This is a genomic window from Vibrio sp. 1CM23M (assembly GCF_023161755.1).
Lineage (GTDB): Bacteria > Pseudomonadota > Gammaproteobacteria > Enterobacterales > Vibrionaceae > Vibrio > Vibrio coralliirubri.
The window spans coordinates 138,478-164,594 of record NZ_JALNTR010000004.1; the positions used below are offsets into that span (position 1 = coordinate 138,478).

A 26,117-nucleotide genomic window follows, 5' to 3' on the forward strand; every position below is an offset into this window, starting at 1 on the left:
ATTGGTGTCATCAACTTTTTGGACATGCTCACCATTGGAGGTATCGATGGATATCAAAAGCTTACTGAACCAAGCACTTAAATCAGATCTCGTAAAACAAGGCACTCAGAAACTTTCACAAGGGTCTTCAAGTTTAAGTGGCCTTTCTCAAGGCAGCAATGGCAAGAGTAGCAGTAAAAGTACACTCGGAGCCTTCGGTGCTGGCGCAGTTGGCGGCGGACTGTTAGGTGCGTTAATGGGCTCGAAGAAAACCAAGAAAATGGGTAAGAAAGCCGCTGGCATTGGTGGCGCAGCAGCACTTGGCGCTCTCGCTTATAAGGTCTACAACGACTATCAGTCTAAACAAGGCCAAACACCGAATGCCGAACAAGCTCAGTTTGATGAGAACGACTCAAACCATAGCGTGCTGATTCTCAGATCGATGATTGCAGCGTCCAAAGCGGATGGTCATGTTGATGAAGAAGAGATGGCCAAGATCGAACAAGCCGTCGAAAACATGGGTGCCGATTATCAACTGACCAAATTGGTCTCTGAAGAGCTGCACAAACCGCTCGATCCAAGCGAAATCGCTCAGCTCGCAACCTCACCTCAACAAGCGAGTGAGATCTATTTAGCGTCTTTGATTGTAGCGGATGAACAAAACTTCATGGAGAAGGCCTACCTCAAAGAGTTAGCCAAGCAACTCAACCTTGCAGATGAAGTTACTTATCAACTTGAACAGCAAATCTCTGGTTAAGCAGTCAATATCCGGCTAATCGGCAAGCTAGCAAAGTGATACGTTGAGCATCAACAGAATGAGATATTGAGCAAGAACAAACTAACTCTGAACTTAATCAGATCCACTTTGTTTTTGCTTATCTCTATGTGTATATTGAGATCAGTTATCATTTGGTTAGGTATAAAAATGAAAGTATACGATTGTTGTGATTTGGTGCGTGAACTGTATTCTCAAATTGGCAGTGGCGACCAAGGCTATATCCCTAAAGCGATCACCTGCGCGGTAAAAACATTGAATGACCTTGCTGCAGATGAATCTCTTCCTAAAGAAGCGCGTGAGCGTGCAGCATTTGCCGCTGCAAACCTACTGATCTCAGATTTCGAGGACTAATATGAACCTCGCTAATTTTGAAAAAATGGATCCTGTAATGTTGATGAGTATCGTCAATATGAAGCTACGTGACGACTTCGGCGGTGATTTGGATCGAGTGGTCAACTTCTACGAGATCGACAAAGCAGCATTGATCGCTAAACTTGCGTCGGCTGGTTTTGAATTCCTTCCAGAAGCCAAACAGTTTCGATAGTCATTTAGAACACGCTTGATTTTGAAAGGCCAACCTCAGTGTTGGTCTTTTTTATTGGTGATACGTATCGGATAAACATGTAGTTAGCCAGTTATAAATTATCTGTCTACATCTATACTTTTATATCTTAGAGTCAACGAACTCTCCTTGAACCAAAGCGTATTGTTGTATAGGCTACCTGAAATGGTCTATAAAACTCATCACCCAATCTGATGACAGCGAAGGATTAACAATGAAAAGACTCGGACTTTTGGCAGTTTTCGCTGCAACACTGACTGCAGGTTGCGCTTCAAATACACAGCAAGACAATTTTCGTGAAGCCTCTTTTGAGCTGTGTAACACCGAAGTCGATATTTACTCAGTAAGCCATGATGAAAGAGTACGCATTGTCTGCTCTGATGGCTCTAAATTCGCTTTAAACAACGAAGACACGCTAGACGTGATGCGTGATATCAATATCGATTACTGTGACGGCGAAGGCTTAGGCAAATTCAACGAGAGCCGTCATTATTACTCATTCAAGTGTAAGTCTGGCACCCTGCTTAGCATCAGAAAGTAAAACCAACATAAGAAAACCACAAAGGGTTGATGTGCAAGCATCAGCCCTTTTTTAGTACCCGCAATAACCAATCTTCAAAAACAAAAAAGGCCTCAATAAAGGAGCCTCTAATATCGTCATTTTTCAAAGTAGTCGTTTGACATTCTAGGAGAGCACGCGGAGCTTACGGATGTAAGTGAGCATGCTCAAGAACGTAGTACCTCAAAAACAAAAAAGGCCCCAGAAGGGACCTTTTAAACTCTTTTTCAAAGTAGAGGAGCGAAGTTCAAGGAGCTCACACGAAGTTTGCGCTAGCAAATGAGTATGTGCGACACAGAAATTCGTTCACTCTACGCAGAAAAATTAAGCGTAAACAGGTAGACGCTTACAGATCTCTAATACTTTTGCTTTCGTTGCTTCGATAACAGACTCATCGCCCATGTTATCTAGGATGTCACAGATCCAACCTGCTAGCTCTTTCGCGTCAGCTTCTGAGAAACCGCGACGAGTGATAGAAGGAGAACCGATACGGATACCTGAAGTAACGAAAGGGCTACGTGGATCGTTTGGTACAGAGTTCTTATTCACAGTGATGTTCGCTGCACCTAGTGCTGCATCTGCTTCTTTACCTGTGATGTCTTTGTCGATTAGGTCAACTAGGAACAGGTGGTTCTCTGTTGAACCTGAAACGATGTTGTAACCGCGTGCTAGGAATTCAGCAACCATTGCTTTTGCGTTAGCAACTACGCGAGCTTGGTATTCTTTGAACTCTGGCTCTAGAGCTTCTTTGAACGCTACAGCTTTACCAGCGATAACGTGCATTAGAGGGCCACCTTGGCCGCCTGGGAATACTGCTGAGTTTAGTTTCTTGTAAAGATCTTCGCCTTCGTTAGAAAGGATAAGACCGCCACGAGGACCAGCAAGCGTTTTGTGCGTTGTCGTTGTTACAACGTGAGCATGTGGAACTGGGTTCGGGTAAACGCCTGCAGCGATTAGACCAGCAACGTGAGCCATATCTACGAAGAAGTAAGCACCTACTTTGTCAGCGATTTCACGCATGCGCTTCCAATCACAAACTTGAGAGTAAGCTGAGAAACCACCGATGATCATCTTAGGCTTGTGCTCGATAGCTAGCGCTTCCATCTCTTCGTAATCGATTTGACCTGCTTCATCGATACCGTAAGGGATGATGTTGTAAAGCTTACCAGAGAAGTTTACTGGAGAACCGTGAGTTAGGTGACCACCGTGTGCAAGGCTCATACCTAGAACAGTATCGCCAGCATTCAGTAGTGCCATGTATACAGCGTTGTTTGCTTGAGAACCTGAGTGAGGTTGTACGTTTGCGTATTGAGCGCCAAACAGTTCACATGCACGTTCGATTGCTAGAGTTTCAACTTTATCTACGTACTCACAACCACCGTAGTAACGCTTACCTGGGTAGCCTTCAGCGTATTTGTTTGTAAGTTGAGAACCTTGAGCTTCCATTACACGTGGGCTTGTGTAGTTTTCTGAAGCGATAAGTTCGATGTGCTCTTCCTGACGAAGAGTTTCTTCTTGGATAGCTGCGAATAGATCCGCATCGTAATCAGCAATGTTCATGTCACGCTTAAGCATCTGTATCTCCTGACTCAGATTGTACTGAAAGTTTCAAAAAAACCACACAACGACCGAAAGCAAACGTTTTCGTCACCGTTTTGATGTGACGCATTCTACATAATTTGATCTAGGTCATAAAGAGCTAATTGCAATTTTATCATGCAGTTTTTTCATAATCACATATAAGATTCATCATGGTTATTTAGCTTATCCAACCAAAGATGACGCTTACTGTCAATTTTACGCTTTACACCCTGTAAAACGCAGATTACATAGGTTTACCTTAATTTTGCCCCTCAAGCTACCGAAAGCTAAGGTTTTTCTCTACTATGCACGCCTTTATTGGTTAGGTAATTATAAAAACGATGGAAAAACACTCACGTAAAGAAGATTGGGTAGCGATTCTCACTGGCACGTTTTTAGTGGCGTTAGGCGTCTTCTTTTTACAGTCAGCGAACCTGCTTACCGGTGGCACTACTGGCTTGGCTCTGCTTTTGAGTCAATTCTTGCCTGTAACCTTTGGTATTTTGTACTTTGTTGCCAATTGCCCATTCTATTTATTAGCATGGAAACGATTCGGCCGTAGCTTTGCTATTAGCAGTGCGATTTCTGGTGCTTTAGTATCTGTGTTTGCCGATCATTTATACTTAGTTATCTCGCTAGAAGTTCATAACGAGATCTATTGTGCTGTTGCTGGCGGCTTATTAATGGGCTTAGGTATGCTAATCCTATTCCGTCACCGCTCAAGTCTGGGTGGCTTCAACGTACTGTGCTTGTTTATCCAAGACCGCTACGGTATCTCGGTAGGCAAAACTCAAATGGGTATTGATGCATGTATTCTGTTTGCATCGTTCTTCTTCGTGTCGCCTTGGGTGATTGCCGTATCTGTATTAGGCACCGCAGTATTGAACATCGTATTGGCAATGAACCACAAACCAACTCGCTACTCGGTGAATTACGCGTCTTAATACCAATCACCCTGTGAATTACTAGCTGTTTTTAATAACAAAAACAGCTAGAATTTAGGTTTTATAAACCGTCGCCTTTTCTATGCAAGATTACCTCTCTAGCGCCAAAGACCAACAAGCCTCTATTTATATTGAAGGCTTGGAATTCAACCCCAACACTCGAGTCTTAAGTTGCGACGAGCAGGTCATCGATTTAGAACCTCGTTCTATTGAATTACTCGAACTGTTTCTGACTAGCGTGGGAGAACCGCTCGCTGCTGAGCACATCATTGAATCTGTATGGCAAAGTAACTTCATTTCTAAAAATGTTCTGACAAACCGAATCAGTACCTTACGTTCAGTACTTCAAAAAAACCTACCAGATAGCGACGCGACCAAAATACTGGTGACTTATCCACGCAAGGGTTATTTCCTTAACCCAAGTTCGGTTAGCTTTGCTGCGGCTTCCCCTGATACCGAAGCGGATGATACCGCCATAGAATCTCCAACCAGCCAAAAAGGATTGGGCTCCAATCCAGTTAACCCTTGGCTTGTTGTGGTGTCTTTGGTTTTACTGATCAGCACTGCGGTAATGGGTTATATGCTTTGGCAATCTTCGACTCGTGCTTCTGAAGTCGAACGCGACCAACGATTGATTCCTAAGGTGGAACTTCTCCTGAATCGATTGGATGCCATTGGCGATAATTCCAGAAAATACCGAAAAGTCGTAAAAGCATTAATACTTCAACAGCAGATTGAATACGCCTACACCGATCTTGCTAACCAAGATGCGCCAAGCTACTTCCTTGACCCTATAGATAGCTCTCCCTTCTTTCCGGGCGCAAAGAACATGCGTACCAGTGATTACCTGCTTAACATTCAGCTGAAGGATCAAGAAGTAGATAAACGCCTTGTCGCTAAAATAAGCCTGATTTACCCAAACTCAGGGAAGTTAGCGTTTGGTGGGGTTTACTCTATTGATGTTAATAATATCAGCAGCAGCGTTATGGAGATCAACCGAGAGTTGGCTAACTACTTTGCTCTGCCCGCACCGTTGTCGCCAGAATGGTCCGTCGATAATACCGAAGTCAGTGAATTGCTGAGTGGAAAAACCATCACGTTTGATGGCATCGAGCTCAACACCATGACGTCTACTCTGATTGCACGACAACTTGCTCTATTTGAAACGGATCAGAAAAAGCTCATTGCGTTCACCAATCTTGTTCAGACTCGGTTTAAGTTACTACCGGACGAACTCAAACTGTGGCTTGGTATCATTCATTTCAAACTGAGAGACCTACAAACCGCAAAAGAATTCCTGACCAATACCTCAGGAAACTCTACGATCGAAAATGCGTTGGTTTATATGATGGTTTCTCACATTGCTTATAAGCAAAGCAACATGGAGAAATTCCGCCTGAACTACATGGAGTCTCTGGTTGCGTTATTAAGAGTGGTTCCATCTGAAGATCTGTTCGCTCGACTATCTAAACCTGAATCCAAATCGACCTGCCTACAACCTTGGAAGAGCTTGAAGCTAAGCGTTAAAGAGCCTCTGATCATAAAGCAGTGGGAAAGCTTAATGCTTAATTACTGCACGGCTGTTGGGCAACAGATTTCAGGGCAAAATAAAAAATCGTTTAAAATAAATAACTTAAATATAAATTAAGGTTTTATGTAACTTCGTTTTTTGCCCTATTTACTCTTCAAACAATAGCATTCCTAAAAACATCGAGCCCATCAAGGGCTTCCAACTTTAGGAATGTTCAATATGAAAAAATCCATGACGCTGCTAACAGCTTCTCTCTTTGCTCTTTATGGTTGTGGCGGCGGAGGCGGTTCTTCTTCTGGTTCAACAGGTGGTAACAAAGGGCCAAGCAGTCAGGTTGACTACCCGATAGCGAACTCTGCATTTGCCCCTAAACCAGAAACAACATTGAGCTACTCATTTACCAAAGATGGTCAGACTGAAGGCGTGATGACAATGAACTACATGCCGTTAAGTGGTGAGCAGGTCATCGATGCATTAGAGGAAGAAACCGATAATGAAAATCTTACCCAAATCATCAATGATCTGATCAATTTCGGTATCTCCGAATTTTATGTTTCTGAAGACATTATGACGAATGTTGAAGGTACACAAGAAGGTGGCAGCATTTATTTTGCAGGTCCTGACCGCGGTCTACACGAAATCACCAAAGCTTACTTGATTGGCGACCAATACATCACAAGAATGATGTACAGCAGCCCACTGTTCCGATTGAAAGGGACAGACGTAAAAGAGAGCGACCCAATAATTGATATCAGTGAGGAGACGGTTTCACTACAAGTAAGGTTAGATGGTGCGGCAATCGCTAATATGCTGAATGACTTTGAAGACACCTCGTGGGTATCAAACCTTCCAACTGACGCCTCATGTCTAGTCACGTGGAAGCAACAGATTGAAGAAACAGGCGAACGTAAGAACTTCAAGATCTCTGATAAATTGATCGAAGCGGCTAAGCTCGCAGAGATAAACACATACAATCTCACATTTTGTACAAATACGATCGACTCTGCAGAGTTCGGCACGTCATCAGAGCGCTGGTTCAACCCTAGCATCGGCTTAATTGAACAGATTGAATTGATGTCTGTAGAACAATCTACGATCGAAGAATCAGCAGCGGTACTGACTTCGATTAACTAGCCCTGACTTAGATTCACTGAACCTGAGCGTAACTGCTGATAGCTAAAAACAATAAAAAAGGCTTTGGGGAGCACTCCAAAGCCTTTGTTCAAACCTAAATCTTTAGGGGGAACTGAGAATTAGGTTTATTGAAATAGTAACGAGGCTAATCTTCAATCAAGAGAATACGAGTCTCGTAAGGACGTAACACTTGATGATGTAATGCAACTGAAGTGTTCGCTTGTTGATAGTTAGACAACAAACTCTTCGCCTTAGTCATATCAAAACGTTCCGGTAAAACGCATTCTGCCTCTTCACCATAATAGTTGTTAATACACAGCAAAGTCTGCCCTTCGTTCTGACGTGCATACGCAAAAATTGATGAGTGCTCAGGCAGTAGGTCTTGATAACTGCCATCCGTAATCACTGGCACTTGTTTACGTAACTCAATCAAACTCTTATAGAAGTAAAAAACAGAGTCTTTATCTTCAAGCGCTTGCTCGGCGTTAATCTCAGAGTAATTATTCGCTACATCAAGCCATGGCTGAGCTTGTGAGAATCCTGCGTAAGGCTCACTGTTCCATTGCATTGGTGTACGAGAGTTATCTCGAGACTTCTGCGCCAAAATCGCCATCATATCTTGATGAGCCACACCATCACGGTTCACCATGATGTCGTACATATTGGTACTCTCAACATCACGATACTGGCTAATTTCAGTATAGCCAGGGTTAGTCATGCCAATCTCTTCACCTTGATAGATATAAGGTGTGCCTTGCATCATATGCACAGAAGCGGCTAGCATCTTGGCTGATTCAACGCGATATTGCTGATCGTTGCCTAAGCGACTCACCACTCTTGGTTGGTCGTGGTTACACCAGAATAGTGCGCCCCAACCTTTGCCGTTCAATCCTGTTTGCCAGTGATTGAAGATCGATTTGAGCTGCAAGAAGTCAAACGGAGCATTAGTCCACTTCTCACCATTGGTGTAATCAACCTTAAGGTGGTGAAAGTTAAATACCATCGATAACTCGCTGTTATCAATGTTTGAGTATTGCTGGCAGTGTTCCAACGTGGTTGAAGACATCTCGCCGACGGTCACGCTACCGTACTTCTGAAACACTGCTTCGCTGATCTCTTTCAGATATTCGTGCACACGTGGGCCATCGGTATAGAAACGACGACCATCACCAATATCATCATTAGAGAAATCTTGCTGCTTTGAAATCAGGTTGATCACGTCCAAGCGGAAACCGTCAACGCCCTTTTCAGCCCAGAAGCTGATAACGTCTTTCACTTCTTCACGTACAACCGGGTTCTCCCAGTTCAAATCAGCCTGTTCTTTGGCGAATAAGTGTAGGAAGTATTGCCCTGTCGCCTCATCTAATTCCCATGCATTACCACCGAACTTAGACTGCCAGTTCGTTGGTGCTTGGCCACCTACTGGATCTTTCCAGATATAATAATCGCGGTACGGACTGTTTTTGTCGCCCAAAGCAGATTGAAACCATGCATGCTCTGTCGAAGTGTGGTTTACCACGATATCCATCACGATACGGATACCACGTTGGTGCGCTTCAGACAGCAGTAAGTCGAAGTCTTCCATGGTGCCGAATTGAGGATTAATCGCGTAGTAGTCTGAGATATCGTAACCATTATCGATCATAGGAGATGCGTAAACCGGGGTTAGCCAAATCGCATCGACACTCAAATGTTTGAGGTAATCCAGTTTCGAAATGATCCCTTTGATGTCGCCAGTACCCTTACTGCCACTGTCACAGAAGCTCTTTGGGTAGATTTGATAGATGGTTGCGGTTTTCCACCAGCTTTCATCACGTTCAGTCATCGCCATCTCTAACACTCACTTACCAGAAAATATAAAATAAAAATCACCATGCAAATCATGGTCGAATAGCCGTTATAACTAAAAGAAAAAGCTATAACTAAGAGAAAAAGCGATAACTCACATTGGAGTCATCGCTTATTAAATGCATTACGCGTTCGCGGTTTCTAACTCACCCTTTGATTGGGCTCGCTTGTAGAAGAACAGTGTTAACGTGATAGGCAGTACTATCGCCACCAGCATCGCGACTAGGTAAATCGACCAATATTGAGGTTGAATCGATAGGATGCCCGGCAAGCCGCCAACACCGATACCATTCGCCATCACACCCGCGCTACCACAGATTGCGGCTGCAACAGCACTACCAATCATTGCGCTCAGCATTGGGAATTTGTATTTAAGGTTAATACCGTACATCGCAGGCTCTGTTACGCCTAAGTAGGCTGAGATTGCTGCAGGAACCGAGATGTCTCGTTCGCCTTCACGCTTGCTCAAAATAATGATGCCCACTACTGCCGATGCTTGTGCAATGTTTGATAGCGCAATCAAAGGCCAGATTGGCGTGCCGCCTAAGTCTTGCATCAGTTGCAGATCTACGGCGTTGGTTGTGTGGTGAATACCCGTGATAACCAAAGGTGCGTAAAGGAAGCCGAATACCACTGAACCAAGAATCGCAAAGTCACCTGTCATTGCCGCTTTGGCCGCGAATGCCACACCATCGCCTAACATACGACCGAATGGGCCAATGAAAGCGTGCGCTAGAATCACAGACAAAATAATCGATACAAATGGCACAACCACTAGGTACAAGTAAGCTGGGACGATGCGCTTAAGATTGGTTTCAATGAACGCCAAAGCCACACCCGCTAACATCGCAGGGATCACCTGAGCCTGGTAACCGACTTTCTCAATCACGAACAGGCCAAAGTCCCACACCTCAGGTACCGATTTACCTATCATGTAAGCGTTCATCAATTGCGGGGAAACCAAGGTCACACCGAGCGTGATACCCAAAATAGGGGTTCCGCCAAGCTTCTTAACCGTCGCCCAACACACACCAACCGGTAGGAAGAAGAAAATCGCTTCGCCAATCAGCCATAAGAAAGAGTGAACAGTTGCCCAGAATTGGCTGATTTCAACGAGGGTTTTGCCGTCGAACATGCGAATGTCGCCAATCACATTACGGAAACCAAGAATCAGACCACCAGTAATGATGGCAGGCAGCAGTGGTACGAAAATTTCGGCTAAATGGGAGATACCACGCTCAAGGAAGTTCATATTTTGACGAGCAGCCAACTTCGCCTCATCTTTTGATGATGCATCTTTACCAGTTTGCTCAATCAGAAGTGCGTACACCTCATCAACCTCGGTGCCAATCACGACTTGGAATTGACCTGCGTTCGTAAAGCAGCCTTTTACCAGTTTAAGCTTCTCTAATTCTGCTTTGTTCGCTTGTTCCGTATCGTTCAATACAAAACGCAGTCGAGTCAGACAGTGGCTGACACTCGCAATGTTGTCTTTACCACCGACTAACTCGATAAGACGCGCAACGTCTTGCTTCGCTATCTTACTCATACTACCCCACCCTGGTTTCATTCAATTACTCATCTAAACCATGCAAGCTATAATCACTCAGACTTAGATTTATGGGAACATTCCCAATTACGGTTATTATAATGCCCGCATGAATGATAAATTAAAATGGGAACAGTCCCATTAATTGAAAGAGATCACACTCTAATTTTAATCTAAGCGGTTCAATTTCGCTTAATTGACTGGATTATAGAATAGGAGATTGCGTGTGATGAGAGATCTCTGAATTACCTAAAAGCTGAGAGATCAATAGATTAGCAGCCAACTTACCTGCAGATTGGTAACCAGGATCAATGCTAAATACTCGCGGGAACAAGAAGGAAAGAAGATCATTGCCACCAACGCCGGTGACGACCACATCTTCACGCTGTAACTCTTGCAGACGTTTGATGACGCCAAGGGCAAGGGTATCACTGGCACAAACGATCGCTTGAGTCTCGGGAGTTAACACCTCATCCACCAGCTGATAAGCGCTTTCGTGATGAAGTTGACCAGTACGATAGTTTGCCACTGAACCTGTGTTTTCACACCAATCGAGATAAGCCTTAAGACGCAGCTCACCGGTTGATTTATCACTAGGATCAACACCAATAAAGCCAACGTCAGAGATCCCCTGATCCGATAGATGCGCTAACGCACTATTGATCACCTGTTGGTTATCGTAGTTAATCGACGTTACGTTCTCGGTATCCAGAGCAATCACCACCGCTTTGTGTTCCCACGCTTCGATCGCAGGAATATCGCAGTCAGTAAAGCCAAATACAATAATGCCATCAACGTTACGACGCTTTAGAACTTGCAGGTGCTCATTGGCTTTATCTCTGTCAAGTTGGCTTTCCATGATCACGACATCGTAGTCCGCTCGATACAACTCAGCCAGCATAGTGCTAACGGCTTTGTTTTCTGAGGGAGAGTCCAAACGAGAGATGATCACGCCGATGACTTTTTGGCTGCCACCACGCATCGATTGCGCAGACTTTGAAGGCGTGTACCCAGATTCTTGAATTACTCTTTCCACCCTTTCACGGGTTTCAGGTTTCACTTTTGGATCATTGGTCAGAACGCGTGATACGGTTGACTTACCAACACCGGACAGCTTTGCAATATCAAGAATAGTGAGTTTTTTGCTCATAAAAAGTCTAACGTTAAAGGGAAGAGAAGAAAAAGTGAGGGTAGATTCCCTCACTTAACTGTTTGTAAATCTTAGAAGTTAACTATGACTTACTTTCGACAATTTTTATAGACGACACGACCAAGTTCTAGACGTGCGTTGTCACCTTTAGTGCGTAAAGTGACGCTATTGATCAGTTCAGAGGTGCCATCATCTAAGATGTACTTCGTTCCTGAACCTGCCGTTATTTGAGTGAGACGATATTCATTCTCAGGCAAACGTAATACCGCTTTTTCATTACCAAGGTAAGCGACCTTAAATGAAGCGTCAGACTCACATTGATAAGTCACGAATTGATCGTCCGATACTGCACCATCAGGCGTTGCGGATTTAGAACACCCGAATAACGCTACCGTACATAGAGATGCTATCAACAATGCTTTCATACTGCGTTCCTCATCTTTATATAGTGAACAACACTTATATCTAAGTGAAAAAGACTTAGTGTCTTAACCTTTTAAGAATGCTGGTACATCTTTAATGCTATCAAGTACCACGCTAGCCAACGCTTCACCTTTTTCAGTGATTGGTTTGCCCGTTCTTACCAGTACTTTTGTGCCAACACCAGCCGCTTCTGCAGCCATCATGTCTTCCGCTTTATCGCCGATCATGACCGAGTTAGCCATATCAATCTTCAGAAAGTCACGAGCAGAAATGAACATGCCTGGCTTTGGTTTACGACATTCACAATCTTGCTTGTAGTCTCCAATACCGTGTTCCGCATGGTGCGGGCAGTAATAGATGCCATCAAGCTCAACGCCGTTATCGACAAAGTTCCAATCCATCCACTGCGTCAAAGAAAGAAAACGATCTTCGCTAAACATGCCGCGAGCAATACCAGATTGGTTGGTCACTAGCACCAATAAATAACCCATATCTTTAAACGCTTTCGCCGCTTCAAACACACCATCGATGTATTCAAAGTCATGCTCATCATGTACGTAGCCGTGATCAACGTTAATCACACCATCACGATCTAAAAAAACAGCAGGTTTAGACAAAATTTTATTCTCTATCAACTCTCTATTAATCATTAATTATTACACGCTTTATTTGCTTCATCACTATCTATTTAGTTTTGCGTTCGTTAACGATTTGTTTCAAGCTTAACCATACAATCGACGTTTAGCCGTCTAGACGTAAAAATATCTATTGACTTAGATCATAGAACACCATAGCATCGTCTGTAAATCGAGCGAGCTATCGACATATTATTCTGTTCTACCTGCACGGGTTTCTCTATGATTAAAGTGAATCAAGTCAACAAGGTTTTTTATCAAGGCACTAAAGAAATCAATGCCTTAATTGATATCAACCTCCACATTCCTCAAGGTCAAATCTTTGGAGTTATCGGCTCTTCAGGTGCAGGCAAAAGTACCCTGATCCGTTGTGTAAATATGTTGGAAGCCCCGACCTCAGGTGAAGTGATTGTTGACGGTATTGACCTGACAAAACTCAGCAAATCAGAACTCAGCGAAGCTCGCCGTAACATCGGCATGATCTTCCAACACTTCAACCTGCTGTCTTCTCGTACTGTATTTAACAATGTAGCACTGCCTCTAGAACTTGCAGGTAAAGATAAAGCGATTATTGAAGCGAAAGTCAGCGAGTTACTTGAACTGGTTGGCCTTGCTGATAAGCGTGACACCTACCCGGCAAACCTAAGTGGTGGTCAAAAGCAGCGTGTAGCTATTGCTCGCGCACTGGCCTCTGACCCGAAAGTACTGCTATGTGATGAAGCAACCAGCGCATTGGACCCAGCAACAACTCAATCTATCCTTGAGCTGCTGCGTGAAATCAACCGCAAGCTGAACATCACTATCCTGCTTATTACTCATGAGATGGATGTAGTGAAAAGCATTTGTCATGAAGTTGCGATCATTGGCGGCGGTGAATTGGTAGAGAAAGGCACAGTCGGTGACATCTTTGCTCACCCTAAGACAGAGCTAGCACATCAGTTTATTCGCTCAACATTGGATCTGACGATTCCTGAAGATTACCAAGCGCGTTTGCAAGAGACTCGCGTAAACAGCAGCTACCCGCTGGTACGCCTTGAGTTTACCGGTGCAACGGTTGATGCTCCGCTGATGACGCAAATCGCACGTAAATTCAATATCGATGTCAGTATCTTAAGCTCTGACCTTGATTACGCCGGCGGCGTGAAGTTCGGCATGATGGTCGCTGAACTGTTCGGTAATGAAGCAGATGATAATGCTGCTATCCAATTCCTACGCGACAACAATGTAAAAGTAGAGGTGCTTGGTTATGTCCTTTAGTTTCAACGAGATTGCTGACTGGATCAGCCTTAACGGTAACCTTCTATTAGGCGCAACAGGCGAAACGCTTTACATGGTTGCTGTCGCAGGCATCGTTGGCTTCGCGGTTGGTATCCCATTAGGCGTGATTTTACACACGACTAAACGAGGTGGTCTGCTAGAGAACACCAAGGTAAATAAAATTCTCGGCGCGATTGTGAACGTCGGCCGTTCAGTGCCTTTCTTAGTACTGATGGTGGCTATTATCCCACTGACTAAGATGCTGATTGGTACCTTCATCGGTACAACAGCAGCGATTGTTCCACTGACGATTGGCGCTATCCCATTCGTGGCTCGACTTATCGAAAGTGCACTACTTGAAGTACCAACAGGTCTAGTAGAAGCGGCTCAATCAATGGGCGCAACACCAACACAAATCATCAATAAGGTTCTGCTTCCAGAAGCACTACCGACTATCATCAACTCAGTAACGATTACGCTAGTGACTCTGGTGAGCTACTCAGCAATGGCCGGTACTGTGGGCGGTGGTGGCCTAGGTGATGTCGCGATTCGTTACGGATTCCACCGCTACGATGTGACCATCATGGCTGTAACAGTAGTGATGTTGATTGTGCTGGTACAAATTATTCAATCAATCGGTGATTCATTAGTTCGCCGCGTTGACCACAGATAAAGACTCACACATAAAGAGTAGAGTCGTCTGAACCCAATTAAATAGATTTATTAAAAGGAGATTATTATGAAATTTAGCCTTAAAGGTTTACTAACTATCGCAGCAGCAGCTTCAGCGCTAGTTCTAGCAGGTTGTGGTGATAAAGAAGTGGATACTTCTAAAGTAAAAGTTGGCGTAATGGCAGGTGCAGAAGCTCAAGTTGCTGAAGTGGCAGCTAAAGTAGCGAAAGAGAAATATGGCCTAGATGTTGAGCTAGTAACGTTCACAGATTACGTAACACCAAACGCAGCTCTAGATGACGGTTCTATCGACATCAACGCATTCCAACACGCACCTTACCTAGATCAGCAAGTGGCTGACCGTGGCTACAAGCTAACTATCGCTGGTAACACGTTTGTTTACCCAATTGCTGGTTACTCTAAAGAAGTAAAATCTGTCGACGAAATCCAAGACGGCGCGCGTATTGCTGTACCAAATGACCCTACAAACCTAGGTCGCTCTCTACTGCTTCTTGAGCAACAAGGTCTTCTTGAACTTCGTGAAGGCGCTGGTCTTCTAGCTACAGTTCGTGACATCGTGGGTAACCCTAAGAACCTAACGATTGTTGAACTAGACGCAGCTCAACTGCCACGTTCTCTTGATGATGTTGCTCTATCTATCATCAACACAACTTACGCGAGCTCTATCAACCTGACTCCACAAAAAGATGGCGTATTCGTTGAAGACAAAGATTCTCCTTACGTAAACCTAATCGTTTCTCGTGAAGACAACCTAAACGCTGAGAACGTACAAAACTTCGTTAAAGCTTACCAAACTGAAGAAGTGTACAACGCAGCTTCTGACATCTTCCAAGGTGGCGTCGTTAAAGGTTGGTAATCAACTAAACGACAGCACTGTATAGATACCCGAAGGGGCTGACATAACGTCAGCCCCTTTTTATTGGTTAGGATTTACCAGAAAGTTCGACTTACCACCAAGCTTCCACTTGCATACCAACACTCATTTCACTGTTTTTACCTTCACCGAAGGCATTGTCGTTTTCAGCATCATTCAGGTAAGTGGCGAAGATACGGAATTCAGGACGAGACCAGAAACCCACTTGTGGAACCCAAGCCTGAGCGATGGTGAATTTACCACCTGCCCCATCTTGGTTATCAATCGTTTCTACAAAACCACCAATTTCAAGGATGGTACGCATGCGCTTGTCCCACTTATAAAGCGGACGAATGACGGCACTGAAAGAGTCATCATCACTGTTATTCGCGCCGACACCCGTAGACATGGCATAACGAACAGTATGGCCAAACTCAATATTCTCGCCAATCGCAAGCACGCCCCAGTTAATCAAACGGAAGCCATCGGCGTCGTTGTTGTTTGCATCACGAACGATGCCTTTACCCGTTCCAAAAGTCGTCATCTGCTCGGCATAACCAGAGTTAGCAACCTGTAGAATGGTTTTGTTGAAACCGCCTGATAGGTTTTGATTCAAGCTCGCCGTTAGCATTACGCTGTCATCCGCATCCACCGTTTGACCTTGTTTTTCATTGGCGAAGTTCATATCAATACCGACCTCAAGATCAGCATTGTTCCACAATGGAATGCCTGCATAACGTATATCAGCAATCATGGCTGTGGTTTCTTTGCCATCAAACACATCGCCAGTCACCGTGTCTTGAATCAACGCCACCGATAATTTACCTGGGCCCATGTTGATGTGTTCAACGCCGGCACCAATACCACTGACATCCCAGTAGTAGTTATCAACGATGTGTACATCATGACGTTGGTAGTAACGCTCACCCGCCCAAATTCCAATGTCCTTATCTTCAAAAAGCCCCACCGCTTGAACATTCAATTGCACCACATCCACGCTTTTATCCGCGGCATTCTCATCTTGGCCTTGCCAGTACGACAACATGGAATCAACTAAAAATGAAACGTCGTCCTCAGCATACACCTCTTTCTTAAAGCCAAACTCACCATACAGGTCATTTTCGTTGCCGAGTCGGCCAACTTTACTCACCTCCCACTTACTGTTTGAGCCGCCTTCATTACTCAGGCCAACGCCGCCTCGCATGTAGCCATTGAATTCCAATGGTGTGGTTTCATCAGCGTATAAATTAGGGGCAAGTAAAGCAGTAGAGAGTGCAGCAGCAATAGGTAACAGTTTCATCGTCCATTCCTTTCAGATCTAGAATCAGGTTATTATTTATAAATGGGAACATTCCCATGGGATCGATCCCATTTATATTGAGCAGAATATAAATTGAAAGAGAACTGATTGATTATTGTGATCAGGCTAACTATTGAGGTGACTAAAAGTTGATGGGTGTTGGATTATTTCGGTGAATACATGAGGACTACAGAGAGAGACATACAGCACAGAATGAGCGTACTTAAGGGCGAAATAGATTCGACAATATTGGAAAAGCCCAATACTGATTAATGCTCAATATGGAGGTCAAAGAAAGAGAAACAGACGAGAAGCTAGCAGAGAGAAAACAGAGGAGAAGCTAGCAGAGAGAAAACAGAGGAATAAGTATCGAAGTATTGATCAACACTTCGATACCTTGAATCGAAAATTAAGCTTTATGGATTACTTAAGATGATCCCAAGAGATGTTTGATACCAGACGGCAGTCATCACACTTGAAATAGAAAATATCGTGGATAGGCGCATCTAGCAGCCATTCGCCACCACATTGCGGGCATTTGCGCTCTTTTTCAGCTTTTAAGCTAATGCCACCCACGCGGTACAAGTAGTAATAAGTCGGGATCTTCGTGAGATATTCAATGCGTCCTCTCAAGCCCCAACCGCGTTTGAACAACACACTTTTAGTATCACTAATCTCTGTCAGAGTTGCGTGTTCAGCACGACAACCACCACCCATTTGGACTTCATCACAAGCTTGCCATTCAGTCTGCCATTTCAATACGGCTTTATGGTCACCATTGAAGGTTGGCGGGTTGCGATACAGAGGGATCGGCAACAAGCTGTCACCACTGCGTAGCGGCGAACAGGTATGAACGAACGTCGTGTACAACACCTGCCAGCTTGGCGCTTCGTCTTCGGCCACTTCTTCAGAGTTAAGATCTCGCCCCAGTAAACGCATTTTAGGCGCAAGCAGGCTCGCGTTAGACAAGCGATCAAAACACACTTTTACGAAATCTGAGTGGTTACGCGGGTGCAAGCTGTCTTGCTCTGGGCAGACAACGCGAACATAAAATTCGCCGTCACCCATCACGATAGGAAATTCACGACCCAACACTTGCCCGTTATAACGAAGTGCATCCATTAAGCCATTAACAGCCTTGTCGACAGCGCTTACCGTTGTGTTATCAAAACACTCAAATTGAAGTTCTAGTACGTACATCTATTTATACCGCTGGTTGTAGCTTTTCTAAAAATTCTGCCAATGTCTCGGCGAGTACATCACGATTTTTGGTGCCTAAGCGCTCCAAAATCACGTTACCTGTTAGGTTACAGATAGAGATAACATCCAGCTCTGCATCGGTCGCGGCAATGAAAACCGTTGGTTTTAGCTTTAAACGACGCTGAGTTACTAGGTGACCTAAAATGTTTTCTTGTAGGCATTCGAAGTCTTCATCACTCCAAATCTGTAACAGGGTCAGCTCGTTACCATCAAAAGTCGCGTTCATATCTGCGCTGAATTGTGCGCCGTAGAAAGTCTTGATGTCTTCATGCAGAGTCAACTCAATACCGGTTTCAACGTTGGTGAAATCCGCGAATTGCTCACGTGGATAGTGCTTCCACAACACGGCATCGCCACTCTTTTCTTCTACGCATGGCGATACGATGTCCACCAACTCCTCATTACGAGGTAAGCTTTGGTGTTGCTGCTGCCACGCGTCAACGTATCGCTGACTAAAAGAAAGTAGTGCGTCTTGAGCACGTTGAGTCATGAAAATCTCCTAAACACAAAATAATAAATAGAATCCGAGCCCTTTCCGCACCGATTAAGCGATGACTTAATGACAGGGTAAGGGGGATTCAGTAAAATCGACCCCATTCTAATCGAATTTGAAACGAAAGTATGAGCAAATATTCTGACGCAAAAGAGCTAGCGGGTTTAACCCTTGGCCAAAAAACTGAGTACTCTAACCAATACGATGCAAGTTTATTGCAACCAGTGCCTCGTAGCCTTAATCGCGATGATCTTGCGCTAAACGGCGAGCTGCCTTTTGTCGGTCATGATATTTGGACGATGTACGAGCTTTCGTGGCTAAACACCAATGGCCTGCCACAAGTGGCTGTCGGTGAGGTTTTCATCCCTGCAACCAGCCCAAATTTAATTGAATCAAAATCTTTCAAGCTGTACCTGAACAGCTACAACCAGACTCAATTTGAAAACTGGGATCAAGTAACCGAGCGCCTGACCCAAGATTTGTCAGCATGTGCAGGCGAAACGGTGATTGTGAATGTAAACTCAATAACCGACTACACCAACCAACCTATCGTGACAATGGAAGGTGACTGTATCGACAACCAAGACATCCAAATCACTAGCTACGACTTTGAAGCGTCACTGCTTGAAGGCGCTGCTGGCGAACAAGACGTTGAAGAGACACTGCATAGCCACCTATTGAAGTCGAACTGTTTGATCACCAATCAACCGGATTGGGGCAGCGTTGAGATCGCATATTCTGGTAAGCAAATTGACCGTGAAGCTCTGCTACGCTATTTAGTTTCTTTCCGTGAGCACAATGAATTCCACGAACAATGTGTTGAACGTATCTTCACTGACATCATGAAATACTGTGCACCTTCGAAGCTAACTGTGTTCGCACGTTACACGCGTCGTGGTGGTCTGGATATCAACCCATACCGTTCAACAGAGCAAGATAGACCAAGCCACAATAAGCGTATGGCTCGCCAATAATCAGGCGAGAACCACCCACACTTATTTGAACCTACCAAATCTTTAAAGGGACATTGAAATGCGTTGGTTATACGTTGTTAGTCTATTTATTTTAAGCTTGAGCACATCGGTCAATGCGTCGGTTTATTCGTCGGCGCTACTCAATGAAGCCAATAACTTGGTTGAGATCGAGCCGAGCCAAGCAAAACAAATGGCCAACAGCTACCTAACGCTTCGTGTCCTTTCTGATCAACGCGAGAAAAGCCCTTCTGCTATTTCTCGCGAAGAGACAGACTCTTCGATTCGAACACCAAACAGCAGTATTGATGCGTATAAGATCTTAGCCAAAGCGGAATACAACCTTGGCAATATGCGTATTGCGATTCAGCACATAGACAAAGCCTCCGAGCTAGCGCAAACCTATAAGCTTGATTACCTAAAAATAGATCTTCAGATCCTAAAAGTTCGCTTACTTTGGCTGAGTGATAGAAAATCAGCCAAAGCAAAATCAGCACTCACAAGCATTGAAGCAAATCTAGAGTCGGTGAATAAAACCTTGCGCTTAACGGAAGGCATTACCTATCGCTTGATCATGTTGAAAGCCGACATCGCCTCTTACGACAACAAGATCGATGAAGCCGAAAAGTTCTATCAAGAAGCCAAAACCTATCTCGATCAACGTTACTCTGAAAAAGTCACCATCGACTATCACATATCAGTCGGTGAGTTTTATCTGACTCACAAAGAGTACAACCACGCATTATCTGAGTTGCTGTATGGATACTGGAAATCGGTAGAAGGTAATCTGAGTTCACGTTTAGCTAAGGTAAACCGCCTGCTTGCACAGCTTTTCTTTGAGCGCCAAGTGTTAGATAAAGCGCTAGAACACCTATCTCAAGCTGCTGATTTCTATGACAACTTTGAAAACTCGCCGGTCTTAGCACAAGTGCTTAAGAAAATGGGGGATGTGTACTTCTATCAAGGGAAATATAACCTTGCCTTGGTACACTTCTTCAACGTTCTTGATCACGAGAGTACTGACCGAGATATCCACCAAGTCATTGATATCCGGCTAAGTCTATCAGCAACCTACTTACGCCTTTATAACTACCCTCTAGCAGAACAGTACCTAACCCGTGCCCTTGAGCTGCTGGTATATACCGACATTCCAAAGCTGGAAGGTCGTGCTGCACTGTTATCGGCTGGGTTGGCTTATCACCTGCAAGAAAGCGAAGACGTGATTAAGCATGCAACACGCGCACTTGAGATCTCACGCCAGATAGAAAACATGCGCCTTTCACAACGCTCGTACTACTTACTTTCTTTAGGTTATGAGCAGGCTGGTCGTCCACAGCAGGCGCTAGCAAACCTCAAGCAGTACAACAGCCTTGTTTCTTTAGAGCAGCAAAAACTTAACCGTGTTGGCGAAGATGCATTCCGCCAACAGAAAGAGTTTGCCGAGCAGACCTTGCACTATGCAGGCCAAGCGCAAGAGCTAGAAAAATACAAACTGGAGCATCGTAAGTTCCAAAAAATATCGTTCGCCCTATTCTTGTTCAGCATTGTCTTGTTCTTCTTTGTGCTACGCCGAGGCTACCTCATTCAAACCTTGGCCAAAGAAGTGGACTCACTACGCACAGATCTCTTTACGCACTCGCGTTCGAAGCTTCCTAACCTAAGAATGCTCAATGCGAAGCTCTCAAACTCTTTGGAGCAAACCAGCCAAACCTTTGAGCAATGGCAGATGGGTGAATTGATTCATGAACCACTGAACGACCGTTTGCGCTTTGTGATGATTGATTTGCCGTTCTTGCGCAACATGTACACGCAGAACGGTTACAAAGCCGGTTTAGAACTGGAAGATGCTTTCGGTGAATTCCTCAAATCTAAGCTTGAAGGTCCAGCTCGTGTTTACCACTTCTCGGATGCGAACCTGCTTTATATCGAGCCCAACGCCGACCGTGATTTATCGCCTGAGGCCATGTTCAGAAAAATTCAATCTTGGGTGAATGACTTCGAAACAGAGCGTAACATCAACCGAACGGTCCGTATGGGCATCGCTGACTACCCGTTTTTACCACGCGCTTACACCGCAATTAACGATCAAGAGTTGCTCGACGTATTATTGATGTCGACCAATCTAGCTCGTGAGATCAGCCTCAAAGAGCGGAGTAGCCAATGGGTATACCTAAAAGCTATCGATAATGCACCAGCAGCGAGCCTTGCAACTGGTAACATAAGAGAAGCGTGTAAACATGCGATTAATCAAGGGTTAATAAAAATACAATCCTCGTACCAGAATGAGGACAACATCAAAAAAATGCTAAAAGATGACTGATTTGCGAGCGGTTAAGAGCCGCAAGTCGTGACCTTATTTTTAGTTTTGTTATTATCGATGTAACGGAATTTCATCAAAATGATCGAGATCGGTCTACGCGGCGCTAATCAATACATCTATGGGCATTCTTGAAAAAGACATTCAGGCGCAACTCCACCAGCTGAAATCTCAGTTGGAGCAGGTCCGTTTGACGCAAAGAGACACCTCGTTCAAGTTTATTAGAGAACAGAAAGTTCTAAAGCGTATCGTCACATCTTTAAGTGACGCATGTGTTGGCAGTAACAGCCATTTAGATGAAAACCTCATTGCCCTTAGGGAAGAGCTAGAAAAGCAAAAAGACATTAGCTCGATGATCCCAAAGCTGGCAGTATTAGAAAGGATGCTTAAGCAGAAAACGTTGGCTATGGATAAACAGAACGGATATCTGGACGATAGCATTAAGCACAGTGGGGAAACGCTGCAGCGCATAACTGGCCTTCCAGCGCAGCTAAAACGCGACCTACGAAACTTACTTAGCTTCTCCGAATGCAATGGCAGTCAGAAAGTCGACCATGCCATGAAACTTCTCGGTATTTATGAGCGTGCCATAAAGATTATGGCGAATAACTCACGCACCCATTTTGCCGACGCTGCGCACTCTCCGGAACAAGAGCTCCTTTCCGACCTATCAAACGAATTACAACATCTGATCACTGAACTCGACTTCGAGGGTGAATCGGGTGATCTGCTTACCGATATTCGAGCAAAGCTGCTGCTTGGTGTTTCTACACAAAACCTACTTGAGCTAACACTTCAGATCCTCAAACTGGTTATTGAAGGCACCAACCTAGAACGTAAAAAATCTGAACAATTCATCGACCAGCTTAACTCTTCTCTAGCGTCCAGCATCAAAACGGCAGACCAAAATGCCGACCAGAGCCAGAGCTACTTTGAGCACCGTCAAGGTCTGAACTCTGAGTTAAATGAACTTGTCACTAGAAGCCAAAGCTCGGTAGATAAAGCGAAAGATATTGATAGTTTAAAGCTTTCGATTAATCCGCTACTCAGTGAAATCGCCTCTCTTTCGGAAAGGCTGAACCACGCAGAGCAAAAAGAACAAGCTCTGATAGAGAGAATGAGTTACGGAAAGACTCAGTTAGATTCACTCTATGAAGTGACCCAAGATTACCGTAAGCGTTTGGAAGATCAGGCTCAGCGAATGCTGCTTGACCCTCTTACTAAGGTTTACAATCGTACTGCCTTTACTGATCGCTTAGAGCTTGAGTATCGCCGCTGGATCCGCGCGCAACACTCGCTACGCGTAGTACTGCTCGACATCGACAACTTTAAAGCAATTAACGATAGCTTTGGTTACACCGCGGGCGACAAAGCACTCAAGATCATCGCAAGAACCATCACCAAAGAAGCCGGCACCACTGATACTGTGGCTCGCTTTTCAGGTGAAGAGTTTGTGTTACTGCTACCAGAGCAAACAGATGAATATTGCCATCAGGTGATTCAGAACATTCAAACTCAAGTAAGCCGCCTGCCCTTTAAGTTCCGTGACCAACAAATCACGATCACTTTATGCGCGGCAAGTACTCAGTTTAAAGAGTCTGATACACCGGAAGAAGTGTTAGAGCGACTCAATACAACGCTAAATAAAGCAAAACAACGCGGTAACAACCAACTTGTTTGGCACTAGGCCAGCCCTAGATTTAATTTATTTCATTTTTTCAAATACTTATCACATACCATTTCCCTCAATGTTTGCTAAGCTAATGATTAACATTCGCTTAACAAGCATTCTTGGCAAGCAACGCTGTCGTATCCGTTTCGTCTGGTTAACTCTCTCCTACCTTTAACCAAACACTTTCAACGTTTGCTTCTCACTCTCGAGCCAGAGGGTCACTTCAACGTCCCCTGCTCTTTTCAATAAGGAGGCACTATGATCACTCATATCAGCCCTGCCGGTAGCATGGATTTACTCTCTCAACTTGAGGTTGAGCGTCTTAAGAAAACCGCGTCTAGTGATCTGTACCAACTGTATCGTAACTGTACGTTAGCGGTTCTGAACTCGGGTAGCCATACCGACAACTCCAAAGAGTTGCTCGACAAATATCTGTCGTTCGATGTCGAAGTCGTTCGCCGTGAGCGTGGTATTAAGCTCGAACTGAGCAACCCACCTGAGCATGCCTTTGTCGATGGTGAAATCATCAAGGGTATTCAAGAACACCTATTCTCAGTACTGCGTGACATTGTTTACGTCAACATGCACTTAGCCGACAACCAAAGGCTCAACCTGACTAATGCCACTCACATTACTAACCTTGTGTTTGGTATCTTGAGAAATGCAGGTGCGCTGACGCCGGGCATCGAGCCTAACCTGATTGTATGTTGGGGTGGTCACTCTATTAATGCCAGCGAGTATCAATACACTCGTGAAGTCGGTAATGAACTCGGCCTACGTGAACTGAACATCTGTACCGGTTGTGGACCGGGAGCAATGGAAGGCCCAATGAAAGGGGCTGCCATTGGTCACGCGAAACAACGTTACACCGATCATCGTTATCTGGGGCTTACCGAGCCTTCGATCATTGCGGCTGAGCCACCAAACCCAATCGTGAACGAACTGGTGATCATGCCAGATATTGAGAAGCGTCTTGAGGCATTTGTTCGTATGGCGCATGGCATCATCATTTTCCCAGGCGGCCCCGGCACGGCCGAAGAGCTGCTGTACATATTAGGGATCATGATGCACCCGAATAACGCCGAGCAGCCAATGCCGATTGTCCTAACTGGTTCGAAAGAGAGCGAAGCTTACTTCCGCTCAATCGATAAGTTCATTGGTGAAACTCTAGGGCCTGATGCGCAGAAACATTATGAGATCGTGATTAATGATCCAGCACGCGCTGCGAAAATCATGAAACAAGCGATGCCAGATGTGCGCTCTCACCGTAAAGAGACCGGTGATGCCTACAGCTACAACTGGTCGCTGCATATTGAGCCTGAGTTCCAACTGCCATTCGATCCAACACACGAATCTATGGCGGCGCTTGATCTTCATATGGACCAAAAAACAGAGAGCCTAGCCGCTAATTTACGTAAAGCGTTCTCAGGTATTGTCGCAGGTAACGTCAAAGCCGAAGGTATTCTAGAGATAGAGAAACACGGCCCATTCCTGATTGATGGCGACAAAGAGCTAATGACCAAGATGGACCAACTGCTAAACGACTTTGTTGAGCAACATCGAATGAAGCTACCGGGCGGTACGGACTACCTGCCTTGCTATAAAATTGCACCGAGCGAATAGGCACACTCATTAACGAGTAACTAAGTGAGTGATAACCAATTGGTAAGCATAAAGTTAATCAGGTTATGACGTTTACGTCGCTAACGTTTCAACTCACCAAGTGATACGTTACTATAAGGGGCTAGCAGCCCCTTTTTTATTGCCTATTTAGTGGAAACTTATGTCTATCCATCTTGTTATTATCGATGCCTTAAACCTCATCCGACGCGTGCACTCTGTTCAGCCGGATCCAACCGATATAGCAAGAACCATCACCACCACTACTCGAACTCTCAATAAGATTCTGAATGAATCAAAGCCCACCCACATCATCGCGGTATTTGATCACCATTTACAAGATCGAGGCTGGCGCGCAGATGTGCTCCCTGCTTATAAGCAGAACCGTAAACCGATGCCAGAACCATTAATGAAAGGCCTTGATGCTATTCAACAAGCTTGGTGGGAGTTAGGCATTGATTCACTGCTGTCTGATGGCGATGAAGCGGATGATCTCGTCGCAACACTGGCAAAGAAAGTGGCTGACCACGGAGAAACCGTCACCATCATCTCGACAGACAAAGGGTATTGCCAGCTGCTATCACCCACTCTACAGATCCGTGATTACTTCCAGCACCGCTGGTTAGATAAACCCTTTATCGAAGCGGAATTTGGCGTTAAACCTGAACAACTGGCGGATTACTGGGGATTAACAGGTGTGAGCTCTAGCCAAGTGCCGGGTATCCCAGGTGTCGGGCCAAAAGCAGCCAAAGAGATATTAACCACATACCCAGATATTGAAGCGGCCTATCAAGCAGAAGACCTGCCGAAAAAGTATCGTAAAAAGTTCGACGAACACATCGAATCCGCTCGTGTATGTAAGCAAGTATCGGCACTCAAAACAGACATTGATTTAGGGTTCAACCTGCAAGATATTCGTTACGAAGCAAGCTCTTAACTCTCTGTGACTCGATAATATTGATACAAAAAATGCCCCTTAAAGGAGCATTTTTTATCACTGACACACTA

Annotated in this window: 24 protein-coding genes; 15 read left to right on the forward strand and 9 right to left on the reverse strand. The window is 44.7% G+C overall.

All coding sequences use genetic code 11. The features are described 5' to 3' along the window. Window positions 1-46: 46 nt before the first annotated feature. The 4 genes from MSG35_RS14895 to MSG35_RS14910 all read left to right on the forward strand — a co-directional run bounded on the left by MSG35_RS14895 (window position 47) and on the right by MSG35_RS14910 (window position 1,860). Window positions 47-736, forward strand: coding sequence for a tellurite resistance TerB family protein (locus MSG35_RS14895; protein WP_017086220.1), 690 nt, complete (start codon window positions 47-49; stop codon window positions 734-736). A 168-nt stretch (window positions 737-904) separates the two neighbouring features. Further along, window positions 905-1,108, forward strand: coding sequence for a YaeP family protein (locus tag MSG35_RS14900; RefSeq protein WP_008222923.1), 204 nt, complete (start codon window positions 905-907; stop codon window positions 1,106-1,108). Window position 1,109: 1 nt separating this feature from the next. Continuing rightward, the gene (locus MSG35_RS14905) at window positions 1,110-1,301 is read left to right on the forward strand and encodes a DUF4250 domain-containing protein (RefSeq protein WP_010436438.1); all 192 of its coding nucleotides are present in this window, start codon (window positions 1,110-1,112) and stop codon (window positions 1,299-1,301) included. 232 nt (window positions 1,302-1,533) lie between these two features. Beyond that, entirely contained in the window at window positions 1,534-1,860 is a 327-nt protein-coding gene (locus MSG35_RS14910) for a hypothetical protein (protein ID WP_248384445.1), read from the forward strand. 342 nt (window positions 1,861-2,202) lie between these two features. On the opposite strand, the gene glyA is transcribed toward MSG35_RS14910, so the two are convergent. Further along, complete coding sequence (gene glyA, locus MSG35_RS14915; RefSeq protein ID WP_048612231.1) at window positions 2,203-3,453, reverse strand: serine hydroxymethyltransferase; 1,251 nt, start codon at window positions 3,451-3,453, stop codon at window positions 2,203-2,205. Between the two features lie 347 nt (window positions 3,454-3,800). On the opposite strand from glyA, the gene MSG35_RS14920 reads away from it, so the two are divergent. The 3 genes from MSG35_RS14920 (at window position 3,801) to MSG35_RS14930 (ending at window position 7,068) form a co-directional block, all read left to right on the forward strand. Then, complete coding sequence (locus MSG35_RS14920) at window positions 3,801-4,403, forward strand: YitT family protein (protein ID WP_017060757.1); 603 nt, start codon at window positions 3,801-3,803, stop codon at window positions 4,401-4,403. Window positions 4,404-4,485: 82 nt separating this feature from the next. Next, the gene (locus MSG35_RS14925) at window positions 4,486-6,051 is read left to right on the forward strand and encodes a winged helix-turn-helix domain-containing protein (RefSeq protein WP_248384446.1); all 1,566 of its coding nucleotides are present in this window, start codon (window positions 4,486-4,488) and stop codon (window positions 6,049-6,051) included. Between the two features lie 102 nt (window positions 6,052-6,153). Next, the gene (locus MSG35_RS14930; protein ID WP_248384447.1) at window positions 6,154-7,068 is read left to right on the forward strand and encodes a hypothetical protein; all 915 of its coding nucleotides are present in this window, start codon (window positions 6,154-6,156) and stop codon (window positions 7,066-7,068) included. A gap of 145 nt (window positions 7,069-7,213) precedes the next feature. Here the strand turns inward: MSG35_RS14930 and treC are convergent, their stop codons facing one another. From treC to gmhB, 5 genes are all read right to left on the reverse strand, one after another. Further along, window positions 7,214-8,899 carry an alpha,alpha-phosphotrehalase gene (gene treC, locus MSG35_RS14935; protein WP_248384448.1) on the reverse strand — a complete coding sequence of 562 codons (1,686 nt, stop codon included), beginning with the start codon at window positions 8,897-8,899 and terminating at the stop codon, window positions 7,214-7,216. Between the two features lie 141 nt (window positions 8,900-9,040). Next, the gene (gene treB, locus MSG35_RS14940) at window positions 9,041-10,465 is read right to left on the reverse strand and encodes a PTS trehalose transporter subunit IIBC (RefSeq protein ID WP_122082233.1); all 1,425 of its coding nucleotides are present in this window, start codon (window positions 10,463-10,465) and stop codon (window positions 9,041-9,043) included. A gap of 205 nt (window positions 10,466-10,670) precedes the next feature. Next, window positions 10,671-11,615 (reverse strand): trehalose operon repressor TreR, encoded by a 945-nt coding sequence (gene treR / locus MSG35_RS14945; protein WP_061038716.1) that lies wholly within the window; start codon window positions 11,613-11,615, stop codon window positions 10,671-10,673. 89 nt (window positions 11,616-11,704) lie between these two features. Continuing rightward, window positions 11,705-12,040 carry an MliC family protein gene (locus MSG35_RS14950; RefSeq protein ID WP_048606709.1) on the reverse strand — a complete coding sequence of 112 codons (336 nt, stop codon included), beginning with the start codon at window positions 12,038-12,040 and terminating at the stop codon, window positions 11,705-11,707. Window positions 12,041-12,103: 63 nt separating this feature from the next. Continuing rightward, window positions 12,104-12,688 carry a D-glycero-beta-D-manno-heptose 1,7-bisphosphate 7-phosphatase gene (gene gmhB / locus MSG35_RS14955; protein WP_017060762.1) on the reverse strand — a complete coding sequence of 195 codons (585 nt, stop codon included), beginning with the start codon at window positions 12,686-12,688 and terminating at the stop codon, window positions 12,104-12,106. Between the two features lie 207 nt (window positions 12,689-12,895). On the opposite strand from gmhB, the gene metN reads away from it, so the two are divergent. From metN to MSG35_RS14970, 3 genes are all read left to right on the forward strand, one after another. Further along, window positions 12,896-13,930 (forward strand): methionine ABC transporter ATP-binding protein MetN, encoded by a 1,035-nt coding sequence (gene metN / locus MSG35_RS14960; protein WP_017060763.1) that lies wholly within the window; start codon window positions 12,896-12,898, stop codon window positions 13,928-13,930. Continuing rightward, window positions 13,920-14,603, forward strand: coding sequence for a methionine ABC transporter permease (locus MSG35_RS14965; RefSeq protein WP_048612236.1), 684 nt, complete (start codon window positions 13,920-13,922; stop codon window positions 14,601-14,603). The genes metN and MSG35_RS14965 overlap by 11 nt, the downstream gene beginning before the upstream one ends. Window positions 14,604-14,669: 66 nt before the next feature. Continuing rightward, window positions 14,670-15,479, forward strand: coding sequence for a MetQ/NlpA family lipoprotein (locus MSG35_RS14970; RefSeq protein WP_019824947.1), 810 nt, complete (start codon window positions 14,670-14,672; stop codon window positions 15,477-15,479). A gap of 91 nt (window positions 15,480-15,570) precedes the next feature. Here the strand turns inward: MSG35_RS14970 and MSG35_RS14975 are convergent, their stop codons facing one another. The 3 genes from MSG35_RS14975 to syd all read right to left on the reverse strand — a co-directional run bounded on the left by MSG35_RS14975 (window position 15,571) and on the right by syd (window position 18,526). Continuing rightward, window positions 15,571-16,776 carry a carbohydrate porin gene (locus MSG35_RS14975; RefSeq protein ID WP_050644932.1) on the reverse strand — a complete coding sequence of 402 codons (1,206 nt, stop codon included), beginning with the start codon at window positions 16,774-16,776 and terminating at the stop codon, window positions 15,571-15,573. 423 nt (window positions 16,777-17,199) lie between these two features. Then, the gene (locus tag MSG35_RS14980) at window positions 17,200-17,976 is read right to left on the reverse strand and encodes a Zn-ribbon-containing protein (RefSeq protein WP_017630798.1); all 777 of its coding nucleotides are present in this window, start codon (window positions 17,974-17,976) and stop codon (window positions 17,200-17,202) included. A 4-nt stretch (window positions 17,977-17,980) separates the two neighbouring features. Then, window positions 17,981-18,526 (reverse strand): SecY-interacting protein, encoded by a 546-nt coding sequence (gene syd, locus MSG35_RS14985; protein WP_017089736.1) that lies wholly within the window; start codon window positions 18,524-18,526, stop codon window positions 17,981-17,983. Window positions 18,527-18,657: 131 nt separating this feature from the next. On the opposite strand from syd, the gene queF reads away from it, so the two are divergent. The 5 genes from queF to xni all read left to right on the forward strand — a co-directional run bounded on the left by queF (window position 18,658) and on the right by xni (window position 26,046). Then, window positions 18,658-19,503 carry an NADPH-dependent 7-cyano-7-deazaguanine reductase QueF gene (gene queF / locus MSG35_RS14990; protein ID WP_248384449.1) on the forward strand — a complete coding sequence of 282 codons (846 nt, stop codon included), beginning with the start codon at window positions 18,658-18,660 and terminating at the stop codon, window positions 19,501-19,503. A gap of 58 nt (window positions 19,504-19,561) precedes the next feature. After that, window positions 19,562-21,820 (forward strand): tetratricopeptide repeat protein, encoded by a 2,259-nt coding sequence (locus MSG35_RS14995; RefSeq protein ID WP_248384450.1) that lies wholly within the window; start codon window positions 19,562-19,564, stop codon window positions 21,818-21,820. Window positions 21,821-21,938: 118 nt separating this feature from the next. Further along, entirely contained in the window at window positions 21,939-23,504 is a 1,566-nt protein-coding gene (locus tag MSG35_RS15000) for a GGDEF domain-containing protein (protein ID WP_081229491.1), read from the forward strand. Between the two features lie 243 nt (window positions 23,505-23,747). Further along, window positions 23,748-25,112, forward strand: a complete 1,365-nt coding sequence (ppnN, locus tag MSG35_RS15005) for a nucleotide 5'-monophosphate nucleosidase PpnN (protein WP_248384451.1) — start codon at window positions 23,748-23,750, stop codon at window positions 25,110-25,112. Between the two features lie 160 nt (window positions 25,113-25,272). After that, window positions 25,273-26,046 carry a flap endonuclease Xni gene (gene xni, locus MSG35_RS15010; protein ID WP_050649646.1) on the forward strand — a complete coding sequence of 258 codons (774 nt, stop codon included), beginning with the start codon at window positions 25,273-25,275 and terminating at the stop codon, window positions 26,044-26,046. Window positions 26,047-26,117: the final 71 nt, after the last annotated feature.

Coding starts and splice junctions, on each gene's coding strand:
- gmhB (WP_017060762.1), bottom strand. CDS start 12,688: ATGATTAATAGAGAGTTGATAGAGAATAAAATTTTGTCTAAACCTGCT.
- MSG35_RS14925 (WP_248384446.1), top strand. CDS start 4,486: ATGCAAGATTACCTCTCTAGCGCCAAAGACCAACAAGCCTCTATTTAT.
- xni (WP_050649646.1), top strand. CDS start 25,273: ATGTCTATCCATCTTGTTATTATCGATGCCTTAAACCTCATCCGACGC.
- MSG35_RS14920 (WP_017060757.1), top strand. CDS start 3,801: ATGGAAAAACACTCACGTAAAGAAGATTGGGTAGCGATTCTCACTGGC.
- MSG35_RS14930 (WP_248384447.1), top strand. CDS start 6,154: ATGAAAAAATCCATGACGCTGCTAACAGCTTCTCTCTTTGCTCTTTAT.
- treC (WP_248384448.1), bottom strand. CDS start 8,899: ATGGCGATGACTGAACGTGATGAAAGCTGGTGGAAAACCGCAACCATC.
- MSG35_RS14950 (WP_048606709.1), bottom strand. CDS start 12,040: ATGAAAGCATTGTTGATAGCATCTCTATGTACGGTAGCGTTATTCGGG.
- glyA (WP_048612231.1), bottom strand. CDS start 3,453: ATGCTTAAGCGTGACATGAACATTGCTGATTACGATGCGGATCTATTC.
- MSG35_RS14905 (WP_010436438.1), top strand. CDS start 1,110: ATGAACCTCGCTAATTTTGAAAAAATGGATCCTGTAATGTTGATGAGT.
- ppnN (WP_248384451.1), top strand. CDS start 23,748: ATGATCACTCATATCAGCCCTGCCGGTAGCATGGATTTACTCTCTCAA.
- MSG35_RS14995 (WP_248384450.1), top strand. CDS start 19,562: ATGCGTTGGTTATACGTTGTTAGTCTATTTATTTTAAGCTTGAGCACA.
- treR (WP_061038716.1), bottom strand. CDS start 11,615: ATGAGCAAAAAACTCACTATTCTTGATATTGCAAAGCTGTCCGGTGTT.
- MSG35_RS14900 (WP_008222923.1), top strand. CDS start 905: ATGAAAGTATACGATTGTTGTGATTTGGTGCGTGAACTGTATTCTCAA.
- MSG35_RS14980 (WP_017630798.1), bottom strand. CDS start 17,976: ATGTACGTACTAGAACTTCAATTTGAGTGTTTTGATAACACAACGGTA.
- MSG35_RS14965 (WP_048612236.1), top strand. CDS start 13,920: ATGTCCTTTAGTTTCAACGAGATTGCTGACTGGATCAGCCTTAACGGT.
- metN (WP_017060763.1), top strand. CDS start 12,896: ATGATTAAAGTGAATCAAGTCAACAAGGTTTTTTATCAAGGCACTAAA.
- treB (WP_122082233.1), bottom strand. CDS start 10,465: ATGAGTAAGATAGCGAAGCAAGACGTTGCGCGTCTTATCGAGTTAGTC.
- MSG35_RS14910 (WP_248384445.1), top strand. CDS start 1,534: ATGAAAAGACTCGGACTTTTGGCAGTTTTCGCTGCAACACTGACTGCA.
- MSG35_RS14970 (WP_019824947.1), top strand. CDS start 14,670: ATGAAATTTAGCCTTAAAGGTTTACTAACTATCGCAGCAGCAGCTTCA.
- MSG35_RS14895 (WP_017086220.1), top strand. CDS start 47: ATGGATATCAAAAGCTTACTGAACCAAGCACTTAAATCAGATCTCGTA.
- MSG35_RS15000 (WP_081229491.1), top strand. CDS start 21,939: ATGGGCATTCTTGAAAAAGACATTCAGGCGCAACTCCACCAGCTGAAA.
- queF (WP_248384449.1), top strand. CDS start 18,658: ATGAGCAAATATTCTGACGCAAAAGAGCTAGCGGGTTTAACCCTTGGC.
- syd (WP_017089736.1), bottom strand. CDS start 18,526: ATGACTCAACGTGCTCAAGACGCACTACTTTCTTTTAGTCAGCGATAC.
- MSG35_RS14975 (WP_050644932.1), bottom strand. CDS start 16,776: ATGAAACTGTTACCTATTGCTGCTGCACTCTCTACTGCTTTACTTGCC.